This window comes from Saccharopolyspora sp. NFXS83, from assembly GCF_026241095.1.
Taxonomy (GTDB): domain Bacteria; phylum Actinomycetota; class Actinomycetes; order Mycobacteriales; family Pseudonocardiaceae; genus Saccharopolyspora_C.
The window spans coordinates 295,630-320,434 of sequence record NZ_JAPFGB010000004.1 but is presented as its reverse complement, the minus strand read 5'-3'; the positions used below and the strand labels follow the sequence as shown (position 1 = coordinate 320,434).

The 24,805-nt window shown below is 70.1% G+C and carries 25 protein-coding genes and 2 pseudogenes; 13 read left to right on the top strand and 14 right to left on the bottom strand.

Features of this window, described 5'->3' with window-relative positions:
* The first annotated feature begins 26 nt into the window (after nucleotides 1-26).
* The 3 genes from pdhA (at nucleotide 27) to OOZ19_RS06725 (ending at nucleotide 3,549) form a co-directional block, all read left to right on the top strand.
* Entirely contained in the window at nucleotides 27-1,121 is a 1,095-nt protein-coding gene (pdhA, locus tag OOZ19_RS06735) for a pyruvate dehydrogenase (acetyl-transferring) E1 component subunit alpha (protein WP_266089119.1), read from the top strand.
* Between the two features lie 84 nt (nucleotides 1,122-1,205).
* Nucleotides 1,206-2,201, top strand: coding sequence for an alpha-ketoacid dehydrogenase subunit beta (locus tag OOZ19_RS06730; RefSeq protein WP_266089118.1), 996 nt, complete (start codon nucleotides 1,206-1,208; stop codon nucleotides 2,199-2,201).
* A gap of 91 nt (nucleotides 2,202-2,292) precedes the next feature.
* Nucleotides 2,293-3,549 carry a dihydrolipoamide acetyltransferase family protein gene (locus tag OOZ19_RS06725; protein ID WP_266089117.1) on the top strand — a complete coding sequence of 419 codons (1,257 nt, stop codon included), beginning with the start codon at nucleotides 2,293-2,295 and terminating at the stop codon, nucleotides 3,547-3,549.
* A gap of 380 nt (nucleotides 3,550-3,929) precedes the next feature.
* Here OOZ19_RS06725 and OOZ19_RS30130 read toward each other — a convergent pair.
* From OOZ19_RS30130 to OOZ19_RS06710, 5 genes and pseudogenes are all read right to left on the bottom strand, one after another.
* Nucleotides 3,930-4,196: pseudogene (locus OOZ19_RS30130) on the bottom strand (putative T7SS-secreted protein); the annotation flags it as partial.
* Between the two features lie 40 nt (nucleotides 4,197-4,236).
* A pseudogene (locus OOZ19_RS30125) lies at nucleotides 4,237-4,377 on the bottom strand (putative T7SS-secreted protein); the annotation flags it as partial.
* Between the two features lie 79 nt (nucleotides 4,378-4,456).
* Nucleotides 4,457-4,762, bottom strand: coding sequence for a type VII secretion target (locus tag OOZ19_RS06720; RefSeq protein WP_266089116.1), 306 nt, complete (start codon nucleotides 4,760-4,762; stop codon nucleotides 4,457-4,459).
* Complete coding sequence (locus OOZ19_RS06715; protein WP_266089115.1) at nucleotides 4,759-5,043, bottom strand: SseB family protein; 285 nt, start codon at nucleotides 5,041-5,043, stop codon at nucleotides 4,759-4,761. The genes OOZ19_RS06720 and OOZ19_RS06715 overlap by 4 nt, the downstream gene beginning before the upstream one ends.
* Before the next feature lie 290 nt (nucleotides 5,044-5,333).
* Nucleotides 5,334-5,672: a muconolactone Delta-isomerase family protein gene (locus tag OOZ19_RS06710; protein ID WP_266089114.1), complete on the bottom strand. Its 339-nt coding sequence runs from the start codon at nucleotides 5,670-5,672 to the stop codon at nucleotides 5,334-5,336.
* Nucleotides 5,673-5,716: 44 nt separating this feature from the next.
* Here OOZ19_RS06710 and OOZ19_RS06705 point away from each other — a divergent pair, with 44 nt between their 5' ends.
* Nucleotides 5,717-6,025 (top strand): ArsR/SmtB family transcription factor, encoded by a 309-nt coding sequence (locus OOZ19_RS06705; protein ID WP_266089113.1) that lies wholly within the window; start codon nucleotides 5,717-5,719, stop codon nucleotides 6,023-6,025.
* Nucleotides 6,026-6,312: 287 nt separating this feature from the next.
* On the opposite strand, the gene OOZ19_RS06700 is transcribed toward OOZ19_RS06705, so the two are convergent.
* Nucleotides 6,313-6,657, bottom strand: coding sequence for a hypothetical protein (locus OOZ19_RS06700; protein WP_266089112.1), 345 nt, complete (start codon nucleotides 6,655-6,657; stop codon nucleotides 6,313-6,315).
* 9 nt (nucleotides 6,658-6,666) lie between these two features.
* A complete protein-coding gene (locus OOZ19_RS06695) occupies nucleotides 6,667-7,386 on the bottom strand; it encodes an SDR family NAD(P)-dependent oxidoreductase (protein WP_266089111.1) in 720 nt (239 codons plus the stop codon).
* A 96-nt stretch (nucleotides 7,387-7,482) separates the two neighbouring features.
* Here OOZ19_RS06695 and OOZ19_RS06690 point away from each other — a divergent pair, with 96 nt between their 5' ends.
* Nucleotides 7,483-8,337 carry a LysR family transcriptional regulator gene (locus OOZ19_RS06690; protein ID WP_266089110.1) on the top strand — a complete coding sequence of 285 codons (855 nt, stop codon included), beginning with the start codon at nucleotides 7,483-7,485 and terminating at the stop codon, nucleotides 8,335-8,337.
* A gap of 732 nt (nucleotides 8,338-9,069) precedes the next feature.
* The gene (locus OOZ19_RS06685) at nucleotides 9,070-10,011 is read left to right on the top strand and encodes a DUF5996 family protein (RefSeq protein WP_266089109.1); all 942 of its coding nucleotides are present in this window, start codon (nucleotides 9,070-9,072) and stop codon (nucleotides 10,009-10,011) included.
* A 51-nt stretch (nucleotides 10,012-10,062) separates the two neighbouring features.
* Here the strand turns inward: OOZ19_RS06685 and OOZ19_RS06680 are convergent, their stop codons facing one another.
* Nucleotides 10,063-11,106: an iron-siderophore ABC transporter substrate-binding protein gene (locus OOZ19_RS06680; RefSeq protein WP_266089108.1), complete on the bottom strand. Its 1,044-nt coding sequence runs from the start codon at nucleotides 11,104-11,106 to the stop codon at nucleotides 10,063-10,065.
* Between the two features lie 86 nt (nucleotides 11,107-11,192).
* A complete protein-coding gene (locus tag OOZ19_RS06675) occupies nucleotides 11,193-12,125 on the bottom strand; it encodes a YihY/virulence factor BrkB family protein (protein ID WP_266089107.1) in 933 nt (310 codons plus the stop codon).
* 190 nt (nucleotides 12,126-12,315) lie between these two features.
* Between OOZ19_RS06675 and OOZ19_RS06670 the strand changes: the two genes are divergently transcribed.
* The 5 genes from OOZ19_RS06670 (at nucleotide 12,316) to OOZ19_RS06650 (ending at nucleotide 18,740) form a co-directional block, all read left to right on the top strand.
* A complete protein-coding gene (locus tag OOZ19_RS06670) occupies nucleotides 12,316-13,074 on the top strand; it encodes an EI24 domain-containing protein (RefSeq protein ID WP_266089106.1) in 759 nt (252 codons plus the stop codon).
* A gap of 47 nt (nucleotides 13,075-13,121) precedes the next feature.
* Entirely contained in the window at nucleotides 13,122-14,435 is a 1,314-nt protein-coding gene (locus OOZ19_RS06665) for a M20 family metallopeptidase (RefSeq protein ID WP_266089105.1), read from the top strand.
* Between the two features lie 133 nt (nucleotides 14,436-14,568).
* A complete protein-coding gene (locus OOZ19_RS06660; RefSeq protein ID WP_266089104.1) occupies nucleotides 14,569-15,276 on the top strand; it encodes a M50 family metallopeptidase in 708 nt (235 codons plus the stop codon).
* Between the two features lie 150 nt (nucleotides 15,277-15,426).
* The gene (locus OOZ19_RS06655; RefSeq protein ID WP_266089103.1) at nucleotides 15,427-16,320 is read left to right on the top strand and encodes an oxidoreductase; all 894 of its coding nucleotides are present in this window, start codon (nucleotides 15,427-15,429) and stop codon (nucleotides 16,318-16,320) included.
* Nucleotides 16,321-16,580: 260 nt separating this feature from the next.
* Nucleotides 16,581-18,740, top strand: coding sequence for a putative bifunctional diguanylate cyclase/phosphodiesterase (locus OOZ19_RS06650; RefSeq protein WP_266089102.1), 2,160 nt, complete (start codon nucleotides 16,581-16,583; stop codon nucleotides 18,738-18,740).
* Between the two features lie 95 nt (nucleotides 18,741-18,835).
* Here OOZ19_RS06650 and OOZ19_RS06645 read toward each other — a convergent pair whose 3' ends face one another.
* On the bottom strand, nucleotides 18,836-19,675 hold the full coding sequence (locus OOZ19_RS06645; RefSeq protein ID WP_266089101.1) for an alpha/beta fold hydrolase: 840 nt from the start codon (nucleotides 19,673-19,675) through the stop codon (nucleotides 18,836-18,838).
* A gap of 62 nt (nucleotides 19,676-19,737) precedes the next feature.
* Entirely contained in the window at nucleotides 19,738-20,736 is a 999-nt protein-coding gene (locus tag OOZ19_RS06640) for an NADP-dependent oxidoreductase (protein WP_266089100.1), read from the bottom strand.
* 233 nt (nucleotides 20,737-20,969) lie between these two features.
* Between OOZ19_RS06640 and OOZ19_RS06635 the strand changes: the two genes are divergently transcribed.
* The gene (locus OOZ19_RS06635; protein WP_266089099.1) at nucleotides 20,970-21,551 is read left to right on the top strand and encodes a TetR/AcrR family transcriptional regulator; all 582 of its coding nucleotides are present in this window, start codon (nucleotides 20,970-20,972) and stop codon (nucleotides 21,549-21,551) included.
* A gap of 249 nt (nucleotides 21,552-21,800) precedes the next feature.
* Here OOZ19_RS06635 and OOZ19_RS06630 read toward each other — a convergent pair whose 3' ends face one another.
* On the bottom strand, nucleotides 21,801-23,249 hold the full coding sequence (locus OOZ19_RS06630) for an LVIVD repeat-containing protein (protein ID WP_266089098.1): 1,449 nt from the start codon (nucleotides 23,247-23,249) through the stop codon (nucleotides 21,801-21,803).
* 178 nt (nucleotides 23,250-23,427) lie between these two features.
* Here OOZ19_RS06630 and OOZ19_RS06625 point away from each other — a divergent pair, with 178 nt between their 5' ends.
* Nucleotides 23,428-24,132 carry a DUF305 domain-containing protein gene (locus OOZ19_RS06625; protein WP_266089097.1) on the top strand — a complete coding sequence of 235 codons (705 nt, stop codon included), beginning with the start codon at nucleotides 23,428-23,430 and terminating at the stop codon, nucleotides 24,130-24,132.
* A 33-nt stretch (nucleotides 24,133-24,165) separates the two neighbouring features.
* On the opposite strand, the gene OOZ19_RS06620 is transcribed toward OOZ19_RS06625, so the two are convergent.
* A complete protein-coding gene (locus tag OOZ19_RS06620; protein ID WP_266089096.1) occupies nucleotides 24,166-24,390 on the bottom strand; it encodes a DUF397 domain-containing protein in 225 nt (74 codons plus the stop codon).
* 19 nt (nucleotides 24,391-24,409) lie between these two features.
* A complete protein-coding gene (locus OOZ19_RS06615) occupies nucleotides 24,410-24,688 on the bottom strand; it encodes a hypothetical protein (protein ID WP_266089095.1) in 279 nt (92 codons plus the stop codon).
* Between the last annotated feature and the right edge of the window lie 117 nt (nucleotides 24,689-24,805).

Sequence of the window (24,805 nt, the reverse complement as noted above, 5' to 3'; positions counted from 1 at the left end):
GCTCGACGCATCGAAAGGGTTCCGTGATGGCTGAGACCGCGACCCGCACCAAACCCGCCACCCGCGCGAAGTCCCGCCGCGGCACGGCGAGCGCCGCTAAGAGCGGCCCGTTCGCCGGGGAGTCCGCCGAGCTGCTGCGCGGCTACTTCCAGCAGATGACGCTGATCCGCCGCTTCGAGGAGCGCGCGGCGCAGGGCTACACCCAGGCCAAGATCGGCGGCTACTGCCACCTGAACCTGGGCGAGGAGGCCACCGTCGTCGGCTTGATGTCGGCGCTGCGCAAGACGGACCTGCTGTTCACGAACTACCGCGAGCACGGCTACGCGCTGGCCAAGGGCATCGAGCCCGGCCGCGTGATGGCGGAGCTCTACGGCCGCACCACCGGCACTTCCAAGGGCTGGGGCGGTTCGATGCACATGTTCGACGTGGAGGCCGGGCTGCTCGGCGGCTACGGCATCGTCGGCGGTCAGATCCCGCTGGCGACGGGTGCCGCGCTGGCCATCGACTACCGCGACGGCGACCAGGTCGTGATGTGCCAGATGGGTGACGGCACCACGAACATCGGCGCGTTCCACGAGGCCCTGAACATCGCCGCGCTGTGGAACCTGCCGGTGGTGTTCGTGGTGGTGAACAACTTCCTGGGCATGGGCACCACGGTGGAGAAGTCCTCCGCGGAGTCGGAGCTCTACAAGCGCGCCTCGGCGTACCGGATGCACGGCGAGCGGGTCGACGGCAACGACGTGCTGGCCGTCCGCGACGCCGCGACGCGGCTGGTGGAGCGCGCCCGCGAGTCGGGCGGCCCGGCGCTGCTGGAGGCGGTCAGCCACCGCCTCAAGGGGCACTCCGTCGTGGACCCCGCGAAGTACCGCAGCGAGGAGTCGGTGCAGGAGGCCCGCGACCACGACCCGGTGGTGAACTTCCGGTCGCGGCTGGTCGAGGCCGGCGTGCTCGACGAGGACGGCGCGAAGGAGATCGAGCGGCTGGCGCAGGCCGACGCGGACGCGGCGGTGGCCTTCGCCGACGACAGCCCGCACCCCGAGGTCTCGACGCTGTTCGACTACACCTACGCCACTCCGGTCGCCAACGACTCGCGCCGGCTGCCCGCAGACCCGGTGTTCTGACCGCACTCTCATCTCTCGTCGTCGCGCGGTGCCCGGTGTGCTTCGCCGGGTGCCGCGCGCGGCATGTCTTCAGGAGAACGACTCTTGGCCGTCATCACTTACCGCCAGGCGCTGCACGACACCCTGCGCGACGAGATGCACCGCGACGACGACGTGTTCCTCATCGGTGAGGAGATCGGCGTCTTCGAGGGCTCGTACAAGATCACCGCTGGGCTGCTGGACGAGTTCGGCGAGAAGCGGGTGCGCGACACCCCGATCGCCGAGGAGGGCTTCGTCGGTGCGGCGGTCGGCGCCGCGATGCTGGGGCTGCGCCCCGTCGTCGAGCTCATGACGATCAACTTCTCGCTGGTGGCGCTGGACCAGATCGTCAACCACGCGGCCAAGATCTACGGCATGTTCGGTGGCCAGACCAACGTGCCGATGGTGCTGCGCACGCCCGGTGGCGGCGGTCAGCAGCTGGGCGCGACGCACTCGCAGAACATCGAGCTGTACTACGCGTTCGTGCCGGGCCTGAAGGTCGTCGCGCCGAGCACGCCCGCGGACGCGAAGGCGCTGCTGCTGGCGGCGATCCGGGACGACGACCCGGTGCTGTTCTTGGAGAACCTGGCGCTCTACAACACCAAGGGCGAGGTTCCGGACCACGTGGAGCCGGCCGAGATCGGCAAGGCCGCGGTGACCCGCGAGGGCTCCGACATCACGATCATCGGCTACTCCCGGATGGCCGGGGTGGCCACTCAGGTCGCGGAGAAGCTGTACGAGCAGGACGGCATCAACGCCGAGGTCGTGGACCTGCGCAGCCTGCGCCCGCTGGACCGCGAGACGTTCGTGAACTCGGTCCGCAAGACCGGGTGCGCGGTCGTGGCCGAGGACGACTGGTTGACCTACGGCATCGGAGCGGAGATCGCCGCGTCCATTTCGGACGGTGCGTTCGACTACTTGGACGCCCCGGTGCGCAGGGTCGCGTCCGCCGAGGTCCCGCTGCCGTACGCGAAGCCGCTGGAGAAGGCCGCGCTGCCCTCCGCCGAGTCACTCACGACCGCGGTGCGTGAGACTCTCGACGCCGTCGGCCGTCGCCGCTGAGCCTGACCCGAGTCGTGCGTTCGGGTCGGATCCCGGGAGCCACGACGAACCGGTTCACCACGAGACTTGAGAGTTCCCGAGGAATGTGCAGATGACTGAGATCCAGATGCCCCGCCTGTCCGACACCATGGAGGAAGGCGTCATCGCCGCCTGGCGCAAGAAGGTGGGCGATTCGATCGAGCGCGGCGAGGTCGTCGCGGACATCGAGACCGACAAGGCCATCATGGAGCTGGAGGCCTTCGACGACGGCGTGCTGGAGCAGCTGCTCGTCGAGGAGGGCCAGACGGTGCCGATCGGCACGCCGATCGCCCTGATCGGCGACGGTTCGGGCTCCGCCGCGCCGTCGGCTCCGGCCGCCGCGCCGGAGGCGAAGCCGGAACCGGCTCCGGCCGCCGAGCCCGCCGCTCCGGCCGTCGAGCCCGCTCCCACCAACGGCAACGCGGTCGCGGAGGGCGCGAAGCCGAAGGCGTCGCCGCTGGCGAAGGCCGTGGCCAAGGACCTCGGGGTGGATCTCGGTTCGGTCGAGGGCACCGGCCCCGGTGGCAGGATCATCCGCGCCGACATCGAGGCCGCCGCGTCGTCCGCCCCCGCTCCTGCCGCTCCCGCCGCGCAGGCTCCGGCCGCCCCGGCACCGGCACCGCAGGTGGCGACTCCGGCGGACGCGGAGGAGGTGCCGCTGAGCAACATCCGCAAGGTCACCGCGAAGCGGCTCACCGAGAGCAAGCAGCAGGCCCCGCACTTCTACTTGACCAGCGCCATCGACGTCACGGAGCTCGTCGAGTTCCGCGCGAAGCTCAACGAGCGGCTGCAGGCGGCCGGTGGCCCGAAGGTCAGCATCAACGACCTGGTCGTGAAGGCGGTCGCCACGGCGCTGCGCGCGAACCCGTCGGTGAACGTCTCCTTCGGCGGCGACAAGCTGATCAAGCACAAGCGGATCAACCTGGGCGTCGCGGTCGCCATCGAGGACGGCCTGATCGTTCCGGTCATCCCCGACGCGGACCGCAAGAGCGTCTCGGAGATCGCCGCCGAGGGCCGAGAGAAGGCGGGCCGTGCCCGCGAGGGCAAGCTGAAGCTGGACGAGATGTCCGGCGGCACCTTCACCATCTCGAACCTGGGCATGTTCGGCATCGAGCAGTTCTCCGCCGTGATCAACCCACCGGAGGCCGGAATCCTGGCCGTCGGCGCAGCCAAGGACGAGCTCCAGCTGCGCGACGGCGAGGTGGTGGCCCGCAAGATCCTTCGGGTGACCCTCTCGGCCGACCACCGCGCCATCGACGGGGCCGTGGGTGCCGCGTTCCTCCAGCAGTTCACCGCCTTGTTGGAAGACCCGCTGCGCATCATCGCCTGACGCATCGGCACCCGAACGGCCCGTTCACCCCGCGGCGAATCCGCCCCGGGGTGGGCGGGCCGTTTCGCCGTGTGCTGGTCCTGTTCCGGATCAGTCGATGTCTTCCGGCGGGTATTTTCGGAGGGCGTCCTCGGTGATGTCGAAGAAGCAGACTTGGCCGGGGCCGAGGAGCTTGGTGTGGCGAAGCTGCTCGGTGGCGTCGTCGTGGAGTTTGCGCGCGGCTTCTTCCGCGGACAGGTCCCAGGGGTGGAATCCGGAGTGGCGGGGATGTTGCCGAGGTTGCCGAGGACGTCGCCGAGGTCGCTTCCCCAGTCGCCGGGTCCGGAGGCGGAGTCGGTGGCGATTTCGCCTGCTTGCCCCCAGAAGCCGGGTCGCGCGGGTGCCGCCGCGGTGAGGTCGAGAACCGCCGTGCGGGTGCGGTCGCCGGTTTCGGCTAGCTGGGTACGGGCGCGATGCAGCAGGTCTTGGGCTGCGGCGCGCTTGTCGGCACCGGGGTCGGTGAAGGGGATGGGTGCGGCCGGTGTGGCGGTGTCGGTGGATCGTTGCTGTTCGCGGGCAACGCGCCGTGTTCGGCTCGTGCTCGTTCGGTGGCGGCTTCGGCTTCCTGCCGCAGGGCGAGCGCTTGGGTGGCTTGGTCCCGCGCCCATTCGAGGACTTCGACATGTCCGGTGAGGAGTCGGCGGCGTCGCGGAACGCGTCGGAAGCTTTGAGCCAGTCGACGGGGTGCCCGTCGAACGCGTCGGCGGCCTCACCTCGCCAGTCGGCGGTGTCGAGGGTCCGAAGCGCCTCTCCGGCACGGCCGAGTCCGGCTGCGTAGCGGTTGCACAGGCGATCTCGCCGCGCACCGTTTCCGGATTGCCGGGAATGAGGGCGCGCGGGTCGGTGGCGCCTCCGAGTTCGGCCGTGCTCACCGCCCCTGCACGAACCGGTCGATGTTGACGTTCTCCGTCTCGGCGTAGGTCTCGGCGGAGTCGTGCAGGGATTCGCTCAGCCCGGTGGCGTCCCGCATCAGGTCGCCCAGGCCGTATCCCCAGGCGTCGGCGAATTCGCTCACGGCTGTCGCTAGCTGTTCGTGGCCGTGGTCGCCGTCGGCGCCGAGGTCCGAGATGTCTTCGGCGCCGACGGTGCTCACGTCCTCGATGACCTGGTCGAGGCCCGTCGAGGCGTTGATCAGTGCGGTCAGGGTGACTTCGACTTCGCCGTGGCCGCTCATGCTGATCTGTTCACTCCGAGTGCGGCGGCGGCCTGGTCGAGCAGGTGCGAAGGCAGGGGCAGGGCGTGGGCGTCACCGGGGTCGAGCACGAGTCCGATCCCGGTCGGGGTGAATGCGAGGTAGTCCACACCGGGCATGGTGATCGCGTGGCATTCGCCGAGCGCGGCGGCAAGGCGTTCGCGGGTGCTGAACACCGAAACCCACCTCCCCCGCTGGCCGAGATCCGCGACGTGCAGCTGCGGTGATGGGTGTAGAGGTGGGAACGGCCCAGTGCTGCGCACACCGCACCGGTTCCTGCTTCGGACCTGTGCGCGCGTTCGGCCACGACGACGAGCTCCGGTTCCGCCGACACCAAGACGCTTCCTCTTGATCGCCCGGCCGGGACGGTACCGACGGAAGGTGCCGGTTCGCGGCTGATTCGGTGAGACCCACCTGCTCGGGCTTCGGCTCGAGCAGGTGGGTCTCAACGGCTTCCTCGTGGGGCGACCGGTTCTCCTGTGGCCGCTTGCGACGTCGAACCTGTCGCTGGGAAGTCGTTGAGCACCGGGAAACGTGAGTCCGGGAGGACTCGTTACCTCGTCTCGGTGACCAGGTGGTGGGTGATCAGGGGTGTCACTTCGATGTCGGCCCAGGGCCAGATCGGCAGGTCGGAGAGCACCGCGTGCAGTTCCTCGGCGTCGGCCGCGACCCAGACGCCGACGTTGGCCCGCTTGCCGACCAGGGTCCAGAAGTGCTTGATCACGCCGCGATCGAGCAGGTCGCGTCCGCGTTCCTGCTCGCGCCGGATCACGTCGTCGCGTTCGGCGGCGGGTAGTTCGAAGACGCGGGACACGTTGACGTGGACGAGGAATTCCAAGGTGTGCTCCTTCTGCTCGGGTCGCCCGCTTCCGGCGGCCGGGAGCACGACCATATATCGAAGTTCGTCGAACTTCGAATGGGTGTTAAGGTGTGGACATGGCGCGCACTCCGGATCACCCCGAGCTGAAGGACGTCCGGCTTGCGAGGATCTTCGCGGCCTTGGGCGATCCGGCCCGGTTGAGCATCCTGGCGGTGCTCGCGGACCGCGCCGAGCATCAGCGGGACGACTTCGCGGTGGAGGTGGGGCCGTCGACGCTCAGCCACCACATGAAGGTCTTGCGGGAAGCGGGATTGGTGCACTGCCGGTTCGAAGGCACCCGCTGCTTCGTGTCGCTGCGCGCCGACACGTTGGACCGCTTTTCCTCGGTCCTGGACGGAGTTCTGCTGGCCGTCGCCGATGGCTGATCACGGGGTCTTCGTGCTCGAACGAACGGTGCCGCGCGAGTACGCTCGGTGTGGATCGTCGCCGGTCGCGGATGGCGTTTCCGCGATCGGCCGCTCCGCGGGGTGAGGCGGATGCACCGTCGCCGGAAGAGAGGGGCCGTCGAATGAGTGCGATTTCCGTCGCTGGGCGCTATGTCAACAAGCTCGCCGCGCCGCTGGTGAAGAGGTTTTCCCGGTGGCCGTCGGAGGTCGGCCGCACGGGCATGGCGGCCGTCTCCTACCGAGGACGGCGTTCGGGGAGTGAGTTCTCACTGGTCGTCGCCGTCCGGCGCACCGAATCCGGCGCCACCATCGACGTGATGGCGCCGGATCAGAAGCGCTGGTGGCGCAACTTCCTGGCAGAGCGCGCCCCGATCGCCCTCGAAATGGGCGGCGAGCGGCGCACCGGACATGCCCTCGCGGTCCGGGACGAGGCCGGGAAAGTGCGGGTCCGCGTCGAATTCGACTGACCGGACGCCGTCGCTGATATCAGCCGCGGCAAGCAGGTCCGCGTCGAATTCGACTGACCGGACGCCGTCGCTGATATCAGCCGCGGCAAGCAGGTCCGCGAACGCGATGGTGCCGTTCGCATCGTGACGTGTCCGGCCCGGCATGGCATGAGGTCACCACGGGTAGGCGCCGTCGTCGTGGAAGAACCCGCCGGTGGGGCCGTCATCGGCGAGGGTGGCGAGCCGGACGGCGATCGCGGCGCCCTCGTCGGGGGACCGGTGGCCGCTGAAGCCGTTGATCGCGGTGTTGACGAATCCCGGACAGCAGACGTTGACGAGGATGCCGGTGCCCTCGAGTTCCTTGGCGTACTGCACCGTGACCGCGTTGAGCATCGACTTGGACGGCGCGTAGGCGGCGCTGACCGGGCCCGTCGGAGCGTCGGGGTCCTGTTGCAGGGTAATCGAGCCGACGCCGCTGGACATGTTGACGATCCGCGGGTGCGCCGATTCCCGCAGCAGCGGCAGCAGCGCGTTGGTGACCCGGATGACGCCGAAGACGTTCGTCTCGACCGCGGCCCTGATCGTCTCGATGGGCAGCCGGGTCGCCAGTTGCGTCGGCCCGCCGCTGATCCCCGCGTTGTTGACCAGGACGTCGAGGCTGCCGCGCTCGCGCAGCAGCCGGGCCGAGTCGGCCACGCTCGTGTCGTCCGTGACGTCGAGAGGAACGCCGAACGCGTCGATGCCGTCGGTCCGCAGCCTCCGCACCGCGTCCGCACGGCGGGCGTCGTCGCGGGCGCCCACGCCGACGCTCCAGCCGAGCGTTCCCAAGCCCTTGGCGATCCCGAAACCGATGCCCTTGTTCGCGCCGGTGACCAGCGCGGTTTTTCCGCTCATGGAAAAGATCCTGCGTCCTCGCCGGTCGCCGTTTCCAATGCCGGCCGGGCGCTGATCGATGCCGTCGGGTTATCGGTGCGGGTAGCGTCGTTCAGCGTGGAGACAAGGGAACTGCGGTGTTTCGTCACCGTCGCCGAAGAGTTGCATTTCGGGCGCGCGGCGGAGCGGCTCGACATCGCGCAGCCGGCGTTGTCGCGGACCGTCCAGAAGATCGAACGCCGTCTCGGTACGCCGCTGTTCGTTCGGTCCAGCCGCGTCGTGAGCCTCACCGGTGCCGGGGCGGTGCTGCTGGAGGAAGGCCGCAACGCCCTCGACGCGGTGGACGCCGCCGAACGCCGCACCCGCCGCGCCGGACGGTCGGAGTCGGGACGACCCGGCCTCGTGCTGGTGACCATGGCGGGCGTGTTCGGCGAACTGGTGGCCAAGTTGCTCGACGCCTACTCGGCCGAGGCGGACGCGGTGCCCGTTGAAGTAGCACTCGTGCACTGCGGTGTCGGCGAGCCGGAACGAATGTTGCGCGACGGTCGCGCGGATGTCGCGCTGCTGCACGTGCCGTTCAACTCGTTCACCGGCCTCGACCACGAAGAGCTCGCCGCGGAAGGCCAAGTGGTGGTGCTCCCGGCCGGGCACCCGCTCGCCGCGCGGGAGGCGCTGCGGATGGCCGACGTCGCCGACATTCCCGGCCTGCCGATGCCGCGCTGGCCGCACCCCGACGGCACCTACCCGGACGGACCCGGCCCGGCCTTCCGCGACGGAACACAGCTGCTCCAGCTCATCGGGCTGGGCAAGGCCTGCGCTGTGCTGCCAGAGTCGACCCGCACGCAGCTGACCGGCAACGTCGTCGCCGTCCCGCTGGCCGACGCGCCCGCCGCCACGGCGCACCTGGCCTGGCCGTCGCACAGCCGCTCCCTCGCGGTCGCCGCGCTGGTACGCGTGGCCTGCGGGCTCTAGCGGCTAACTGCCCGCGTCACGATGAAACGGCTGGTGGTGGGAGCCGTTGCGATCTACCAGCTCGGCCAGCTTTCGGCTGCTCATTCCGATGGCTTGCCGTGCGTTCCGAAGCTCGACTCCAAGCGCGAGCCCTTGGAGTGCCTGCGCTGCTCGCCATGTCGAACATCGCAAGTCGTGACTTCCTGTCCAGATAGCTGCATGCATCAGTAATGCCTCTGAGGGCCCTCCACCTCGTTGTAAAGCTGATCAAGGGGGCACGGCTCGTGGATCAAGAACAACGGCGGTCTCGTCGCCGCCTTCCCCGTGCGGGTGCGGTATCGGGCCGGGGTGGTGGGGGCGGTCAAGCGGGTCGTGCATGTGGCGATTCCGTTGGCGGACGGCGATTTCCTCGCGCTGTGCGAGACGCGGCTCGCCGACGCCGAGGAGATCGCCGATCTGCTGGGAATGCCGTTGCATGGCGTGCACGCGAATCATGGAGCTGCGGTCCCGAGTGACGGCGTGCGAGGGTGCCCGCGTCCGCTCCCTTCGGCGGGCGCCGGTGCGCCGGGTGGCGCCGCGCCCCGCGCCACCCGGTGGGTCTCCCCGCGCGGTCCCCCCACCGGACCGCACGGGGAAGCCGCTACCGGAAGAGCCCTTCGGCCCCCGTTTGACCTGCGGTTTCGGGACGTGCGGCGGCTGCGTTCACCGGGGGCGGCGCTCAACATGGGTGGGACGCGACCGGGGGAGGGCGTGATGACAGGACGGGTTCAGGAGGCCGTGGGGTGGCCACGGCTGCGGGTCGACGAGTGGGCCGACACGCGCGAGACGTTGCAGCTGTGGACGCAGATCGTCGGCAAGGTGCGGCTGGCGCTGGCGCCGATGATGAACCACTGGTGGCAAGTGGCCCTGTACGTGTCGCCTCGGGGCCTGACGACGTCGGCGGTGCCGCACGGCAGCGGGAACTTCGACGCCGAGTTCGACTTCTGCGACCACGTGCTGCGCATCCGCTCCGCCGACGGCGGGCAGCGGGAGGTGGTGCTGGAGCCGAAACCGGTGGCGCTGTTCTACCGCGAGACGATGGCCGCGCTGGACGAACTGGACCTCACGACCTCGATCCACGCCGCGCCGAACGAGGTGGCGCAGGCGATCCCGTTCGACGAGGACACCGCGCACGCCTCCTACGACGCGGCGAGCGCGCACCTGTGGTGGCGGCAGCTGGTGGCCGCGAACCGCGTTTTCGGGGAGTTCCGCGCCGAATTCCTCGGCAAGGTCAGTCCGGTGCACTACTTCTGGGGCGCGATGGACCTCGCGGTCACCCGGTTCTCCGGCAGACCGGCGCCGCCGCATCCCGGCGGTGCGCCGAACTGCCCGGACGAGGTGATGGTGGAGGGCTACTCGCACGAGCTCAGCAGCTGCGGGTTCTGGCCGGGAGGCGACGGCGAAGGGCTGTTCTACTCCTACGCCTACCCGGAACCCGCCGGGTTCGCCGAGCACCCGGTACGGCCCGCCGACGCCGCGTACTTCCCGGACCTCGGCGAGTTCGTGCTGCCCTACGAGGCGGTGCGCACCGCGGACGATCCGGACGCGATGCTGCTGGAATTCCTGCGCTCCACCTACGCGGCGGCGGCTCAGAACGGCGACTGGGACCGGACCTTGCTCGAGGTGGATCCGTCCCGGCTCCCGTCGCCGCGATGATCGAACGCGGACGACCCGGCCGCGGTGGGCCGAGTCGTCCGCGGCGCGACCTCAGAGCTTCTGCAGCGCCCCGGTGAGCTGGGGCGTCAACTTGTCCAGCGCGAACGGGATGCTGGACACCGTTGCCGAGCCCAGCGCCATCGTCAGGTCGTAGTCGTCGAGCAGCAGCAGCGAGCCGCGCTTCGCCGCGGGCAGGTTGTTCAGTAGCGGATCCGCCTTCACCGCCGCCACATCCGTGGGCTTGGCGGTGGTGACGATGACGACGTCGGCGTCGAGCAGCGACACCTGCTCCTTGCTGACCTTCACGTTGAACTTGCCGCCGCTGTCCATGCCGTCGATCGACGGCGCCAGCTTCAGCCCCAGCTGCTCCAGCAGCGCGGTGCGGGCGTCCTGCTTGGTGTAGGCGGCGTACGTGCCCGCGGAGTCGGTGCGCACCGTGACGTGCGTGCGGCCCTCGAACAGCGGGTTGGCCTGCCGGGTCTGGTCGATGAGGGCCTGGGTGGCGGCGATCAGCTCGTCCACCTCGGCCTTCTTGCCCAGCGCCTGCCCGATGGTCTCGGCCTGCACCCGCCAGTTCACGCCGTAGTCGATGGCCTTCGGCGGCTGCGCCACGACCGGCTTGAACGCGCTGAGCCGGTTGTACTGGTCCTGCGTCAACGCGCTCTGCACGCCGAGGATCAGGTCGGGCATCAGCGTGATCACGGCCTCGACGTCGACGTCGGTGCCGAGCTGCTTCGGCTTCGCCTGGCCCAGCATCGGCTCGACCCACGGGCCGACTCCCGATTCCCACGGTCCCCACGGGGTGAGTCCGGCGGGCACGATGCCGAGCGGCAGCAGCACGTCGTGGTCGGTGATGCCCAGCGACACGATCTTGCCGGGGGCGGCGGGGATTTCGGCGGTGCCGAACTTGTTCGGGATCCGCACGGGGAAACCGGGGCCCGCGGGCTGGCCGGAGGGAGTGGGCGACCCTCCCGCGCAGCCTGCCAGCCCGGCGGCGAGCAGACCGGTCGCGCCGGCCAGGAAGCCGCGCCTGCCCAGGCGGGTTCCGCCTCGGGAGGCTTCGTCCTGCGGGTGCGTTCGGTCAGCAGTGGTCATCGCGCATCCTTCATTCGGTGCAATCAAGCGAAGGCTAACCTAACAAACACGCACGTCCTCGTGGTGTGAGTTGCGCGGCTTCCAGGTCACTCCTCGACGAGCTCCCGGCGGGCGACGGCGGTGCGCCGCGACGGCTGCACGCCGTCGAGCTCCGCGTTGATCGTCGCGCCGAGCAGCACCGCGAACGCGGTGACGTAGAGCCACAGCAGCACGCCCATCGGCGCCGCCAGGGCGCCGTAGACGGGGGAATGCTCGATCGTCACGTCCAGGTAGACGCGCAGCGCCAAACTGCCGCCCACCCACACCAGCAGCGCCAGCGCGGCGCCCGGCAGGTGCTCCAGCCACGGCGCGCGCAGCGGCAGCGACAACGAGTACAGCGTGCACAGCGACGCGATCGAACCGATCACGATCACCGGCCAGTACAGCGAGTACACGATCACCGCGACCTGCGGGAACCAGTCGGCGATCACGGAGGGGCCGACCGCGAGCATCGGCAGCAGGACGATCCCGCCGAACAGGGCCGCGGTGTAGAGGCCCACCGACATCAGCCGCTGCCGCACCACGTTGCGCTGCCCGCCCATGCCGTAGACGACGGAGATCGTGTCGATGAAGACGTTCAGCGCCGCCGAACCCGACCACAGCGCCAGCACGAAACCGATCGAGATCACCCCGGCCCGCCCGGAGCTCAGCACCTCGTCCAGCACCGGTTGCAGCAGCTCGTCGATCGCCTGCTGGGACAGCACCGCGGAGGCTCCGGTCACCAGCGCTTCGCGGACGGCCGCGATGGTGCCGTCGCCGAGCACGTCGGCCAGGTAGCCGAGCGTGCCGACCAGGCCCAGCAGCACCGGGGGCATCGAGATGAGGGTGAAGAACGCGGCCTCGCCGGCCAGGCCGGTCAGCCGGTGCCGGGAGCTGGCGACGATCGTCTTCTTCGTGAGCCGCCACAGTCCGCGCAGCTGCCGATTCCGCGGCTGCGCACGCCACAGCCGCTCGGCGAACGTCCTCTGCGGTGTCAACACGGTTTTCCCCTTCCGGCCCTGCGTCGTCACCGACGCCGGTCGCGGCCACTCTGAGTTCCCCACCGCACCCGGTGTTACGCCGAAGTGCGGTATGTCACGAAAATCGGCGTGCTAGCGGAGTGATCCGGTCACGAGCGGTGAAACCGGGCCGTATACCTTGCTGGGGAAGATCCGCCGTTCTTGGAGCACCATGAAGAACTTCGTCGCCGGTGTCCGCACGCTGGGAACCGGGCTCGGCCTGATCCTGCGGTCCCCGCGCCTGCTGCTGATCGGCGCGATTCCCGCGCTGATCAGCATGTTCCTGCTGCTGGGCGCGCTGGGAACGTTGCTGTACTCCAGCGGTGACCTGGTGTCGTGGCTGACGCCGTTCGCCGACGGCTGGGCGGAGTGGCTGCGCCAGGCGTTCCGGGTGGTGCTCGGCGTGGCGCTGGTCGGTGCGGCGGCGCTGCTGGCCTCGGTGTCGTTCATCGCCGTGACGCTGCTGATCGGCGGACCGTTCTACGAGCACATCGCCGAGCAGGCCGAGCAGCGGCTCGGGCTCGACACCCACGACGACGGCGCCGGGATGGCCAGGCAGCTCGGCCGGGGCGTCCGCGATGCGCTCAAGCTGGTGCTGGTGGCGCTGATCGGGGCGGTGCTGCTGTTCTTCCTCGGCTTCATCCCGGTCGTCGGGCAGACGGTGATCCCGGTGCTCGCCGCCGTGTTCGGCGCCTGGGTGGTGGCGCTGGAGATGGTGGGGCTCGTGTTCCAGCGGCGCGGCCTGACCATGCGCGACCGGCAGCGCTCGTTGTCGGCGAACAAGGCCCGCACCCTCGGCTTCAGCCTGCCCGCCTACCTGCTGTGCCTGATCCCGGTGGCGCAGCTCGTGGTGATCCCGGCGGCGGTCGTCGGCGGCACCCTGCTCGCGCACCGCTACCTCGACGACACCGAGGCCGACGCCCGCGCCTGATCGGCCGGTGGGATCACGTGGTCATCGGTGCGGCATACAGTGCGGGAATGACTGTTCCCACCACGCCTGACGACTCGTACTTGAAGTCGGTCGCGGCGGCGACCGAACGTGCCGTGGCCACCGCCGAACCGATCCGCTCCGAGTTCGACGGCGCACCCGAAGGGGTGCGCGCCCGGGTGGAATCCCGGCTCGACGAGCAGGCGGACGCGCTGCTCGGGCTCAGCCACGACCTGCACGCGCACCCGGAGGAGGGTTTCGCCGAGCACCGCTCGGTGGCGGCGGTCGCGGATCTGCTGCGCGGCCAGGGGATCGAGGCGCAGGTCGGGGTCGGTGAGCTGCCCACCGCGTTGCTGGCGAGCACCGGCTCGGGCGGCCCGCACGTGGCGGTGCTCGCCGAGTACGACGCGCTGCCCGGCGTGGGGCACGCCTGCGGGCACAACATCATCTGTTCGGCGGGCACCGGTGGTTTCCTCGGCGCCGCCTCCGCGCTGGACGAGGTCGGCGGCAGGCTGAGCCTCATCGGCACGCCGGCCGAAGAGGGCGGTGGGGGCAAGGAGATCCTGGCGCGCGCGGGCATCTTCGACGACGTGGACGCCGTGGTGATGCTGCACCCGTTCTCGCACGACGTGGCCACCCACCCGTTCCTCGGGCGCCGCCAGGTCGACGTGATCTTCCACGGCATCGCGGCGCACGCGTCCGCGCAGCCGTTCATGGGGCGCAACGCGCTGGACGCGGTGGTGGCGACCTACCAGGGCGTGTCCGCGCTGCGCCAGCACATGCCCTCCGGTGACCGGGTGCACGGCATCATCACCGACGGCGGGCAGCGTCCGAACGTGGTGCCGGAGCGCGCCGCCGCCCAGTTCTACGTACGCTCGGCCGACCCGGATTCGTTGCGGGACCTGGCCGACCGCATCGACCGGATCGCCCGCGGCGCCGCCGAGATGACCGGCTGCGGTGTGGAACTGGTCTGGGACCGGCAGTGCCCGTACCTGCCGATCCGGCACAACGACGCGCTCGCCGCGCGCTGGGCCGAGCACCAGTCCCGCCGGGGTCGCACGTCGCTGCCGCGCGGGGTCGTGCCGGAGTACCTCACCGGTTCCACCGACCTCGGCAACCTCAGCTTCCGGATGCCCGCGATGCACCCGATGATCGGCCTGGGGGATTCCGGGTTGTCCTTGCACACGGCCGGATTCGCCACCGCCGCGCGCTCGGAGGCTGGCGACCGCGCGGTGCTCGACGGGGCGGCGGGGCTCGCGCTGACGGCGATCGACTACCTGGCCGATGAGCGCCTCCGCGACGCCGTGCACGCGGAGTTCGAGGCGGCGGGCGGCCCGCTGGACGTTCCCCGCTTCTTCGACTGACGCCGAGCCCTCACCGGCACCTTCGCGTCGCCGGTGGGGGCCGCGGCGGCGGTCCTGCCCGTCCGGGAGCGGGGCGCTGCGTACGATCGGCACCCGTTCGATGGAAGAACCCCGAAACCCTGGTGTGTCTACTGTGGACGAATTAGTCAGGTCGTGGAGCGCGCAGCTGCTCGACTCCGGTTCCGCGCTCACGTTGCTGCTCGGTCTCGTCGCGCTCGGCCTGGTGGTCAACCGCGGCACGTGGCTGCTGCTGCGCAACGTGGTGACCATCGCGCACGAAGGCGGGCACGCCGTCGTCGCGCTGCTCAGCGGTCGCAAGCTCAACGGCATCCGGCTGCACTCGGACACCTCCGGGCTCACCCTCTCCACCGGCCGCCCCACCGGGCCGGGCATGGTGTTCACCCTGTTCGCCGGGTATCCGGCGGTGTCGCTGCTCGGGCTGGGCGGGGCGGCGCTGGTCTCGTTCGACCAGGCGCGGCCCGCGCTGTGGGCCGCCATCGCGCTGCTGGCGCTGATGCTGCTGGCCATCCGCAACGCCTACGGCGTGCTCTCGATCGTCGTCACCGGCGGCCTGCTGTTCGCCGTGTCCTGGTTCGCCAGCCCGCAGTGGCAGGCCGCGTGCTGCGTGCTGTTCAGCTGGTTCCTGCTGTTCGGCGGCCTGCGCCCGATCGCGGAGCTGCGCGGCAAGCGCACCAGGGGCCGCGCGCCGAGCTCCGACGCCGACCAGCTCGCCCGGCTCGTCCGCGTCCCGGCCGCGGCCTGGCTCGGCATCTGGTTCCTGATCGGGGGCGCCGCGCTGGTCGTGGGAGGGCGCTGGTTGCTGCTCATCCCGCAGCTCTGACCAGCGGGTCCGCTCGTCGTCGTGACCGGGTGAGCCGGCCCCGGCGCCAGTGGACCAGACCTGTGACGAGCATCGATGCCGCCCGGCCGTCCACAGTGGCCGCCTCCGGAAGCCTTGCCCTGAACCGGTCCCGTGACGCAGCATCACCGGGTGACGACGACCAACGTTCTCGACCTCCCCGGTGTCCGCCCGGTGCACCGCATCGGATTCGGGGCCATGCAGCTCGCCGGTCCCGGAGTCCTCGGCCCGCCCACGGACCCGGCGCGCGCCGAAGCGGTGCTGCGCCGCGCGGTGGAGCTGGGCATCGACCACATCGACACCTCCGACTTCTACGGCCCGTGGGTGGTCAACGAGCTCATCGCGAAGACCCTGCGCCCCTATCCCGAAGGCCTGGTGCTGGCCACCAAGGTCGGTGCTTACCGCGATCACCACGGCGGCTTCGCGCCGCTGGGGCACCCGGACGCCTTGAAGTCCCAGGTGCACGACAACCTGCGCCGCCTGCGCCTGGAGACCCTCGACGTGGTGTACCTGCGCCACACCGTCGACCGGCCGGGGATCACCTTGGAGGACCAGCTCGGCGCGCTCGTCGAGCTGCGCGAGGAAGGCCTGCTGCGCGGCATCGGCCTGTCGAACGTGACGCCCGAGCAGTTCGAGCAGGCGCAGGCGGTGACGCCGATCGTCTCGGTGCAGAACGCCTACAACGTCTTCGACCGCGGCGCGGCGGCGCTGCTGGACCGGACCGCGGAGCTGGGCGTGCCGTTCGTGCCGTTCTTCCCGCTCGGTTCCGCGTTCGTCGCCGACAGCAGGGTGCGCGGTGACCAGGTCGTCCGATCCGTCGCGCAGCGTCGTGACGTCACTCCCGCTCAGGTGTCACTGGCCTGGCTGCTGCGCCGGTCGCCGAACCTGCTGCTGATCCCAGGAACCTCGTCGATCGAGCACCTGGAGGCGAACTCTTCGGCCGATCGGGTGGAGTTGACCGACACGGACGTGGCCGCGCTCGACGACCTCGTCCCGGAAGGCGCGGCGCTGGAGCGAGCCCAGTGATCGGAACGCCACCGTCCGAGGGATGATGATCACGAACGTGGCGCGGATGGTGGTCGGATGAGGCATGTGGACGGTGCTCCGCGTACTGGACATCACCCAGTAGTCTTGCGGACACGGGGAGACGTTCGGGGACCAACGTGGTGCGACGAACCCGGAGGCCGGGCAGCCTCCGGGCGAGACGTCCGCCTCCTGGTGACCGGTCATCTCGCCTGGGCCGGCGCTAGGTCCGCCGGTGTGGTCGACGGACAGGTGAACTGAGCATGGGTGACCCCCTCGACGCGGGGAACGGGGCCGGGCCGCTGCCGGAACGAACCGGATGGCGCGCGACGCTGGTCCTGCGGTGGGCGCAGCGGCTCACCGAGTGTTCCCCGGACATCCGCTTGGCGGGCGCGGAGCTCGAGCACGAGCTCGCGAAGCTCGTCGACGAGCTCGCCGAAGCGTTGCAGGACCCCGCGCGAGCGGAGGAATCCGGCCGCATCGTCGGAGAGCGGTTGATCGGGCTGCGCGCCACCGGTGATCGCAGCCTGCCGTGCACGCTGGAACTCATCCGGGACTGCGTCGTCGGCGAGTCCGGAGTGGGCGCGGTGGGGCACCTGCTGCAACTGCTCACCTCGATCGCCGCGGCCTACTCGGCCGCCGACCGGGAACGCGCCGAAGTCCAGCAGCGCACCACCACGCAGGCGCTGCTGCGCGCCGGTCGGGAGCTCAAGGCCAGCGACGCCCGGTTCCGCGAGGTGTTCACCAGCACGCCCATCGGCGTCGCGATCTGCGACCTCGACGGCCGGTTCAGGGAGGTCAACCCCGCGTTGGCCGAGATCCTCCGGCACCGCGAGGACGACCTGCTGGCGATGGCGATCCACGACCTGTTCCACCCGGAGGAGGCCGCGTACCTCAACGCCGCCTACGCCGAACTGGCCCAAGGCGGCCCGGCGCAGCGGCTCCGGGAGCGGCGCAGGCTGCTGCGCGCCGACGGCGAGCAGGCCTGGACGTACCTGGCGGTGTCGCTGCTGCGCGGCGCCGACGGGGAACCGAAGCACATCGTCACGATGGTCGAGGACATCAGCGACCTCTACCTGCTGCAGGAACGCATCCAGTACCAGGCGCTGCACGACGCGATGACGGGCCTGGCGAACCGGCAGTACTTCCGGACCCGGTTGGAGGCAGCGCAGGGCAACTTCCCGCCGGACGGCATGCTCACGCTCTACCACCTGGGGCTGGACGGCTTCGAGCTGATCAACGACGGGCTCGGCTACGAGACCGGCGACAAGGTGATCCGCGCCGTGGCCCACCGGCTGGAACAGCTGGTGGAGAACGAGGAGGCGCTGGTCGCCCGCTTCGGCGGCACCGAGTTCGCCATCCTGATCAGCGAATCCCCGCACACGCCCGCCATCCCGGAGTTCGCCGCGCTCATCAACGAGGAGCTGTCCGAGCCGATCTACGTCGGCAGGCACGGCATCGCGACCTCGGCGAGCATCGGCGTGGTGCGGCGCCCGGTCTCCGAGGGCGACCCGACGAACATGATGTGGGCCGCCGACGTGGCGCTGCGCCGAGCGGAGATCGCCGGGGCGCGGCAGTGGGAACTGTTCGACCCGGACCTGGCACCGGACGAGCGGACCGAGGCGCAGCTGGCGGCGATCATGCCGGGCGCGTTGGAACTCGGCGAGTTCGAGGTCTGCTACCGGCCCACGGTGAGCCTGAACACCGGAGACCTCATCTGCGTCGAAGCCCAGCTGCGGTGGAGCCCGCCGGGCCACGGGGTGCTCGGGCACGGCGAATGCCTGGAGCTCGCCGAACGTTCCGGCGTGACGTTGTCGTTGCGGGACTGGATGTTGCGCGCAGCCTGGGAGCAGGTCGGCACGTGGCATCGAGCCGGTTTCAGGACGTGCTTCCTGGCGGAGCTCAGCGAGAACCAGGTCCGCGACCCCGACTTGGTGGCGCTGGTGCGGTCGGTCCTCGACGACGGCGACCTCGACGCGAGCTGGATGCACCTGGCGGTGCCGACGAGCGTGATCATGGACGCCTCCGAGGAACTGCTGGAGAACATCCGCGTGCTGCGGACGCTGGGCGTGCGCACGCTGCTGCACAGCTTCTCCGGTTCCGCGCCGGAACTCCGCTCGCTGCGCCGCATTCCCGTGGAAGGCGTGCGACTGGACGACGAGCTGGTCGAGATGGTGCACGGCTGCGACGACCAGAACGATCCGGCGGTGCGCGCGGTGCGGCAGTTGCTGCCGTTGATGCACGACAGCGGCGTGAAGATCTGCACCGGGGACGTGGCCGACGAGAAGCAGCAGCGGCATTGGGCTGAGGCGGGCTGCGACTTCGCCGTGGGGCCGCTGTACGGGGATCCGGTCACGGCGTGGGACGTGCAGGCGTTGCTGCGCGAGTTCGGTGCCGCGCGCCCGCCGCATTCGCACGACTGAGTTCGCCCGAGTCCTCGCCCTTCCCGCGTCGGTGTCCCCGACGGAACCTCAGCGGCCTTCGCGCGGCGGGATCCGCCCCCGTCGTCGGGTGACGGTCAGGGGCCGAGGAACTCGAGGACTTCGCGGACGAACCGGTCGTGGTGCTGGAAGATGCCGCCGTGCCCGGCGTCGGGGTAGATGCTCACCGTGGCGTTGGGCAGTCGTCGGGCCAGTGCGGTGGTGTTGCTGGTGGGGACCATGCGGTCGTGCTCGCCGTTCGCCACGAACACCGGGTGCTGGATGGTCGACAGGTCCCAGGGCTCCTGCTTGCCCCACCGGCGGATGGCAGCGAGTTGGTTGCGGAACGCGGTGATCGAGACGGGAGCGTCCCGGTCCTCGGTGCGCTCGTGGAGTCGCTGGAGGAAGGAGCGCGCCGCTGCCTGGCCGTTCGCGGTGCTGGTGAAGAAGAGGTAGTGCTTCGGGTCTCGGCGGGTCAGTCCACCTCTGATCATGTCGAGGACGGTGATGGGGGTGACCTCGTCGATCCCGACACCGCCGGCCGGTCCGGTGCCGGCGAGGACGACCTTCCGGATGAGATCGGGTGCGCGCCGGGCGAGCACCTGGGAGACGAAACCGCCGAGGGAGAACCCGAGCAGGTCGACCTGGCTCAGTCCCAGAGCGCGGATGAACGCGACGGCGTCGGTGGCCATCTCCTCCACTGATCGCGGGGTTCGTCCCTCGGAGGAGCCGACACCGCGGTTGTTGAACACGATCACGTCGCGGGTCGCGGCGATGCCGTCCACGACCCGCGGATCCCAGTTGTCCAGGACCGCGCTCAGATGGTTGAGGAAGATCACCGGTGGTGTTGCGCTCGGACCGAGCCGCCGGTAGCTGAACCGAGTCCCGCCGACGTCGATCCACCGGGTCGGTGCGTCGCGATAGCTTCGTGTGGCCACGATGTCTCCTGAGGTGCGGGCTCGAATGACGGCGACTCGGCGGAGGGGCGAGGAGGTCGGCATCAGGTCATCGTGACGACGACCTTGCCCTTGACCCGGCCCGAGCGCGTGTAGTCGAGGGCGGCAGCCGTGTCGGCGAAATCGAAGACGCGGTCGACGATCGGCCGGATCGTCCCGGAATCGACCAGCCCGGTGATCCGCTGCAGTTGCTCGCCGTCGGCGTGCATGAACAGGAAGGAGTAGTGCACCCCGAGCTTGCGGGCCGCGGCGCGCACCTTGTGGCTGAGCACGGCGAGCACCGGGCGCAGCAGCGGCTTGCCGAGCCGGGTCGCGAAGTCCGGGTCCGGCGGACCGGCGAGGCCGATGGCCGAACCGCCGGGGCGCAGGACGCGCAGCGACTTCGCGAGGGTCTCCCCGCCGAGGGAGTCCAGGACGACGTCGAACCCGTCGAGTTCGCGTTCGAAGTCCGCCGTGCGGTAGTCGATGACCTCATCGGCGCCCAGGTCGCGCACCCAGCCGACGTTGGCCGTGCTGGTAGTCGTGGCGACGTGGGCGCCGAGGTGTTTCGCGAGCTGGATCGCGATCGTCCCCACTCCACCGGAACCGGCATGGATCAGCACCTTGTGGCCGGGCTGCACGTTCGCCTTCTCGATGAGCGCCTGCCACGCGGTGAGCGCGACCAGCGGCAGAGACGCGGCCTCGGCCATCGTCAACCTGGCCGGCTTCGGAGCGAGATCGCCCTCGTCCACCGCGATCAGCTCGGCGTAGGTGCCGATGCGCTCCGCGGCCGGGCGGGCGTAGACCGCATCGCCTGGCGCGAACTTCCGCACGCCACACCCGACGCGCTCCACGATCCCTGCCAAGTCGTTGCCCAGCACGAACGGTGGTGTGTAGGGCAGGATCCGTTTGAACTCCCCAGTCATGATCTTGCTGTCGAGGGGGTTCACGCCGGATGCCTGAATCCGCACCAGCACGTCCCGGTCGCCGACCTCCGGTTCGGGGCGCTCGGCGGCCCGCAAGGTGCTGTTCTTGCCGTACTCGTCGACGATGAACGCCTTCATGGACCTCTCGTTCCTTCTGGAGAATGACCGCTGCTGGCGCGCTACCGAGCACTGGCGGTCGGCGTCGGACGCAGGAGAGACGCTTCGTCGGTGTTCGGCGCGAGGAAATCCAGGAGCCTTCGGGGCCGTGTGGCGGTGTCAAGCCCGATCAAATTGAATTATGCTCGTAATATTACGACCGTACGATAAGCTGTGGTGAGGGTCAAGGCGGTGGTGAGCGATCGGAGGGGCCTGTGGCGAGGTACGGCGCCGAGCACAAGCAGGAGACGAGGCAGCGGATCATCGAAGCGGCCGGACGCCGGTTCAAGCAGGACGGCATCGATGGTTCCGGGGTCGCGACGTTGATGAGCGACGCCGGCCTGACCAACGGTGCGTTCTACGCCCACTTCGCGTCCAAGGACGACCTCGTCGCCGCCGTGGTCGCCGCGCAGCTGGCCGAACAGGACGCGAAGTTCGAAGCTCGCGCTGCCGAGCCCGACGGCCTCCAGCGGATCGTTTGCGAGTACCTGACCCCCGAGCACCGGGACGACCGCCAGAACGGCTGCCCCTCGGCCGCCCTGCTGGACGAGATCGACCGGTGCTCAGCGGCGACCAAGCAGGCCTACACGGGCGGCCTGCTCTCCTTGGTCGACAACATCGCCGCACGCGTGGCACCGCAGGACCCGGATTCCGCTCGCCTATCGGTGCTCGGCGTCGTCGGGCTGATGATCGGGACGTTGCAGCTCTCCCGCGCGGTCGCCGACCAGGAACTCGCCACCGAGATGCTCGAACACGGCGCACGCACCGCACTGGCCATGCTGCAGCGGGAGTCCTGAGCGCGGGCCGCGCCGCCGCGGGCGAGCCGGGCAGCGGATCGGGAATCCGACCGGCTGCGACCTTCGCGGACCGCGTCACCCTTCGGCGCCGTTGCTCGTTCATCGCGGCGCAGACGCCGTGCAGCAGCCGCGAGCTCGTCGCCGTCCTTCGCGGCTGGGCAGTTGCTCGCTGCGCCCGGCGCATTCCGGGGTTCGGACGTGAATCGGCCCCGCTCGTGCGTGACGAGCGGGGCCGATCGGCTGCTCGGTTCAGCCCGCGTAGACCGGTTGGGTCTGCGGGTTGAACTCCTCGTAGCGGACGTCCTTGGCCGGGTCGGTGCGCGGGTCGTTCAACGCGAGCACGTCGAGGCCTTCCTGGATGCCGCTGGAGTAGATGTGGCCGTTGTAGTAGTACGCCGACCACGAACCGGCGAGCTGCAACTCACCCGGGTCGAACGGCGGGCGGTCGAAGTGCGCGATCTCCTGCGGGTTCGCCGAATCGGTGAAGTCCCACACCGACACGCCGCCCTGGTACCAGGCCTGCACCATGATGTCGCGGCCCGGAACCGGGATCAGGGATCCGTTGTGCGCCACGCAGTTCTCGGTGTCGGCCTGCTCCCGGGGCAGCTTGAAGTAGCTGCGGAATTCGAGCTTCGCGTCCGCGCCCGAGCCGGTGAGGTCGTAGACGCCGTTCGCTCCCCGGTGCGGGCCCACCTGCGAGTTGCAGGTGGCGGCGGCGCCACCGCCGAGCTCGTCGGTGAACACGACCTTCGTGCCGTCGTTGTTGAACGTGGCGGAGTGCCAGAACGCGAAGTTCTCGTCGTCGCGGACCTGCTCGGTCACCTTCGGCTTCGCCGGGTCGGAGATGTCGAACAGCACGCCGTCACCCATGCACGCCCCGGCGGCCAGGTCGCGCTCCGGGAACACGGTGATGTCGTGGCAGCCGGAGGTTTCCCGGATGCCGTCGGGCACGCCCGGGTTGCCGCCGTCCGGGAACAGAACCGGGGCGTCGATGAGCTCGGGCGCTGCCGGGTTGTCCAACGGCACTTTGACGATCGAGATCTTGTCGTGCGGCGGCTGGCAGTTCGGGAACTCCGCCGACGGCCCGTAGGACGAGACGTAGAGGTACACGGCCTCGCCGGCCTTGTCCGGCACCAGCGTGTGCGTGTGCGAGCCGCAGTCGGTGGGGATCGCGGAGACGTAGCGCGGCTTCGCCGGGTCGCTCACGTCGAAGACCTTCATGCCCTCCCAGGCCTGCGGGTCCGCGGAGTCGGCTTCCTGGCTGTTGCAGCTGTCGTCGGTGCGCGGGTAGTCCGTGGAGACGAACAGCAGGTTCCCGGAGATCGACACGTCGCCCTGCCCGCCTGGGCAGACGATCTGGGTGAGGACCTTCGGCTTCTCCGGCTTCGCGATGTCGTAGACGACGACGCCGTCGTAGTTGCCGACGTAGGCGTGGTCGCCCTTGAAGGCGATGTCGGTGCCGTAGCTGTCGATGCCGTCGAACGGAGCCAGCTTCGGCAGGTTCGCCAGGTGCTCGATGTTCGGGCTGTGATCGGTGTCCGCCGGTCGTGCCTGCACGGTGGCACCGGAGGTTTCCTCGGGATGCTCGTTCGGCGGCGTCGCCGACGAGGGGGCGGCGAACACCACCCCGAGCACTAACGGCACCGTCGCGGCGAACACTCCCGCGACGCGCCTCCTGCTGCGCTGACCGATACCCACGCCATCACCCCATAACCTGCCGGCCGATTACCGACCGTCGTCGAACAGCGGTTACCCCGACCGCGTCTGATCAGTATCTTGGCCACGGATGGTTGACCCAATAGTCCGAGTGGTTGTTTCAGCATGTGAAATCCCTGCTCGTCGCCGGGTCGGGAAGAGTTCGGGGGGAGAAATGCCGGTGTTCGGACGTGTCGCGGCCGGCCGTGCCCGGGGGAGCGCGGCGGGCTGCTGCCTCGCCGCGCTGCTGGCGGCGGCGGGTTGCACGAGCGAACCGGGTGCCGCGCCGGAGGAACCGGCCGGTGCTCCCGTGGTCCTGCCCGGTGCGCCCGGTGACGAGCCGTCCGTCGTGCCGTCGCTGGACCGCGACCGCCTCGCGAGCGCTGAACCGGTGCAGGCCGAAGCGGACTACGTGCGGATGATGATCGTGCACCACGAGCAGGCCGTGCGGATGACGGACCTGGCCGAGACCAGGGCCGAGAACCCGAGCGTGCGCTCGTTGGCGGCGCGCATCGGCGCCGCGCAACCGGCGGAGATCGGCGCCATGCGCGGCTGGCTCGCCACCCACGACCTGCCGGAGCAGGCGCAGGGGTCAGGGCATGAGGGGCACTCCGGGCACGGGCACTCCGGTCACGGCGCCGAACCCGGTCCGATGCCGGGCATGGCGACACCCGAGCAGCTCGCGGCGCTGGAGGCGTCCGGGGGAGCGGAGTTCGACCGCCTCTTCCTCCGGCTGATGACCGCGCACCACGAGGGCGCGGTCGCGATGGCCACCGACGTGCTCGCCACCGGCCGCGACGAGCAGTTGCACGAGATGGCCCAGGACGTCCTGGTGACCCAGACCGACGAGATCGCCACCATGCGCGGACTCGCCGCCGGAGGCTGAGCTCGCGGGCGGACTCAGGGATCCCGGGCGGGCTCAGGTGAGGTCGTCGAACTCCCCGGCCTTGACGCCCTGCACCCACGCGAGCATTTCCGCGCGGGTGAACAGGACGGCGCCGTCCTCGGGGCGCTTGCTGTTGCGCACCGCCACCCGCCCGTCGGGCAAGGCGGCAGCCTCCACGCACTGCCCGCCGCCACCGTTGCCGCCACCGGAGAAGCTGCTCTTGCGCCACTCGGCGTTCGTTAACGGATCCACCCGCATGGTCGGCTCCTTTCTGCGATCACTCGTCATTGCTGAGCGCTTTCATGATCGCATCGTTCGAGTCGCCTTGGGAGAGCGCGATTTCAGTGAGGGCCCCGAACCGCAAGGTGCACATCCGAACCTGCTCGCGCTCCTCCAGGTAGAGGCTGCCCGCAGGGCTGTTCGCCGTCGTCCAGGAGTACGGGCTCCGGGCGGACGGGCGCGTGGCCGCGTGGGGAATGGCGCTGCCCGACCGGGTCGAGGTGGTCTCGGTCGAACGCGGGGGGCGCCGCAGTGCGGCCACCGCCGAGAAGTCCATTGTGGATTTCCGCATCGGTGCGCACATCCGGCCTCGGCTGGTCTGGGTGGATCCGGCGAAGGCCACTCCGGAAGGCGGTGCAACCGGGACCGAGATGAGCGGGCCGGGGACCGATGG

Coding starts and splice junctions, on each gene's coding strand:
- OOZ19_RS06640 (WP_266089100.1), bottom strand. CDS start 20,736: ATGAAGGCGTTCATCGTCGACGAGTACGGCAAGAACAGCACCTTGCGG.
- pdhA (WP_266089119.1), top strand. CDS start 27: ATGGCTGAGACCGCGACCCGCACCAAACCCGCCACCCGCGCGAAGTCC.
- OOZ19_RS06695 (WP_266089111.1), bottom strand. CDS start 7,386: ATGAGCGGAAAAACCGCGCTGGTCACCGGCGCGAACAAGGGCATCGGT.
- OOZ19_RS06685 (WP_266089109.1), top strand. CDS start 9,070: ATGACAGGACGGGTTCAGGAGGCCGTGGGGTGGCCACGGCTGCGGGTC.
- OOZ19_RS06705 (WP_266089113.1), top strand. CDS start 5,717: ATGGCGCGCACTCCGGATCACCCCGAGCTGAAGGACGTCCGGCTTGCG.
- OOZ19_RS06615 (WP_266089095.1), bottom strand. CDS start 24,688: ATGGACTTCTCGGCGGTGGCCGCACTGCGGCGCCCCCCGCGTTCGACC.
- OOZ19_RS06665 (WP_266089105.1), top strand. CDS start 13,122: ATGACTGTTCCCACCACGCCTGACGACTCGTACTTGAAGTCGGTCGCG.
- OOZ19_RS06710 (WP_266089114.1), bottom strand. CDS start 5,672: ATGGTCGTGCTCCCGGCCGCCGGAAGCGGGCGACCCGAGCAGAAGGAG.
- OOZ19_RS06700 (WP_266089112.1), bottom strand. CDS start 6,657: ATGCCGGGCCGGACACGTCACGATGCGAACGGCACCATCGCGTTCGCG.
- OOZ19_RS06680 (WP_266089108.1), bottom strand. CDS start 11,106: ATGACCACTGCTGACCGAACGCACCCGCAGGACGAAGCCTCCCGAGGC.
- OOZ19_RS06725 (WP_266089117.1), top strand. CDS start 2,293: ATGACTGAGATCCAGATGCCCCGCCTGTCCGACACCATGGAGGAAGGC.
- OOZ19_RS06720 (WP_266089116.1), bottom strand. CDS start 4,762: ATGAGCGGCCACGGCGAAGTCGAAGTCACCCTGACCGCACTGATCAAC.
- OOZ19_RS06670 (WP_266089106.1), top strand. CDS start 12,316: ATGAAGAACTTCGTCGCCGGTGTCCGCACGCTGGGAACCGGGCTCGGC.
- OOZ19_RS06650 (WP_266089102.1), top strand. CDS start 16,581: ATGGGTGACCCCCTCGACGCGGGGAACGGGGCCGGGCCGCTGCCGGAA.
- OOZ19_RS06620 (WP_266089096.1), bottom strand. CDS start 24,390: ATGCGGGTGGATCCGTTAACGAACGCCGAGTGGCGCAAGAGCAGCTTC.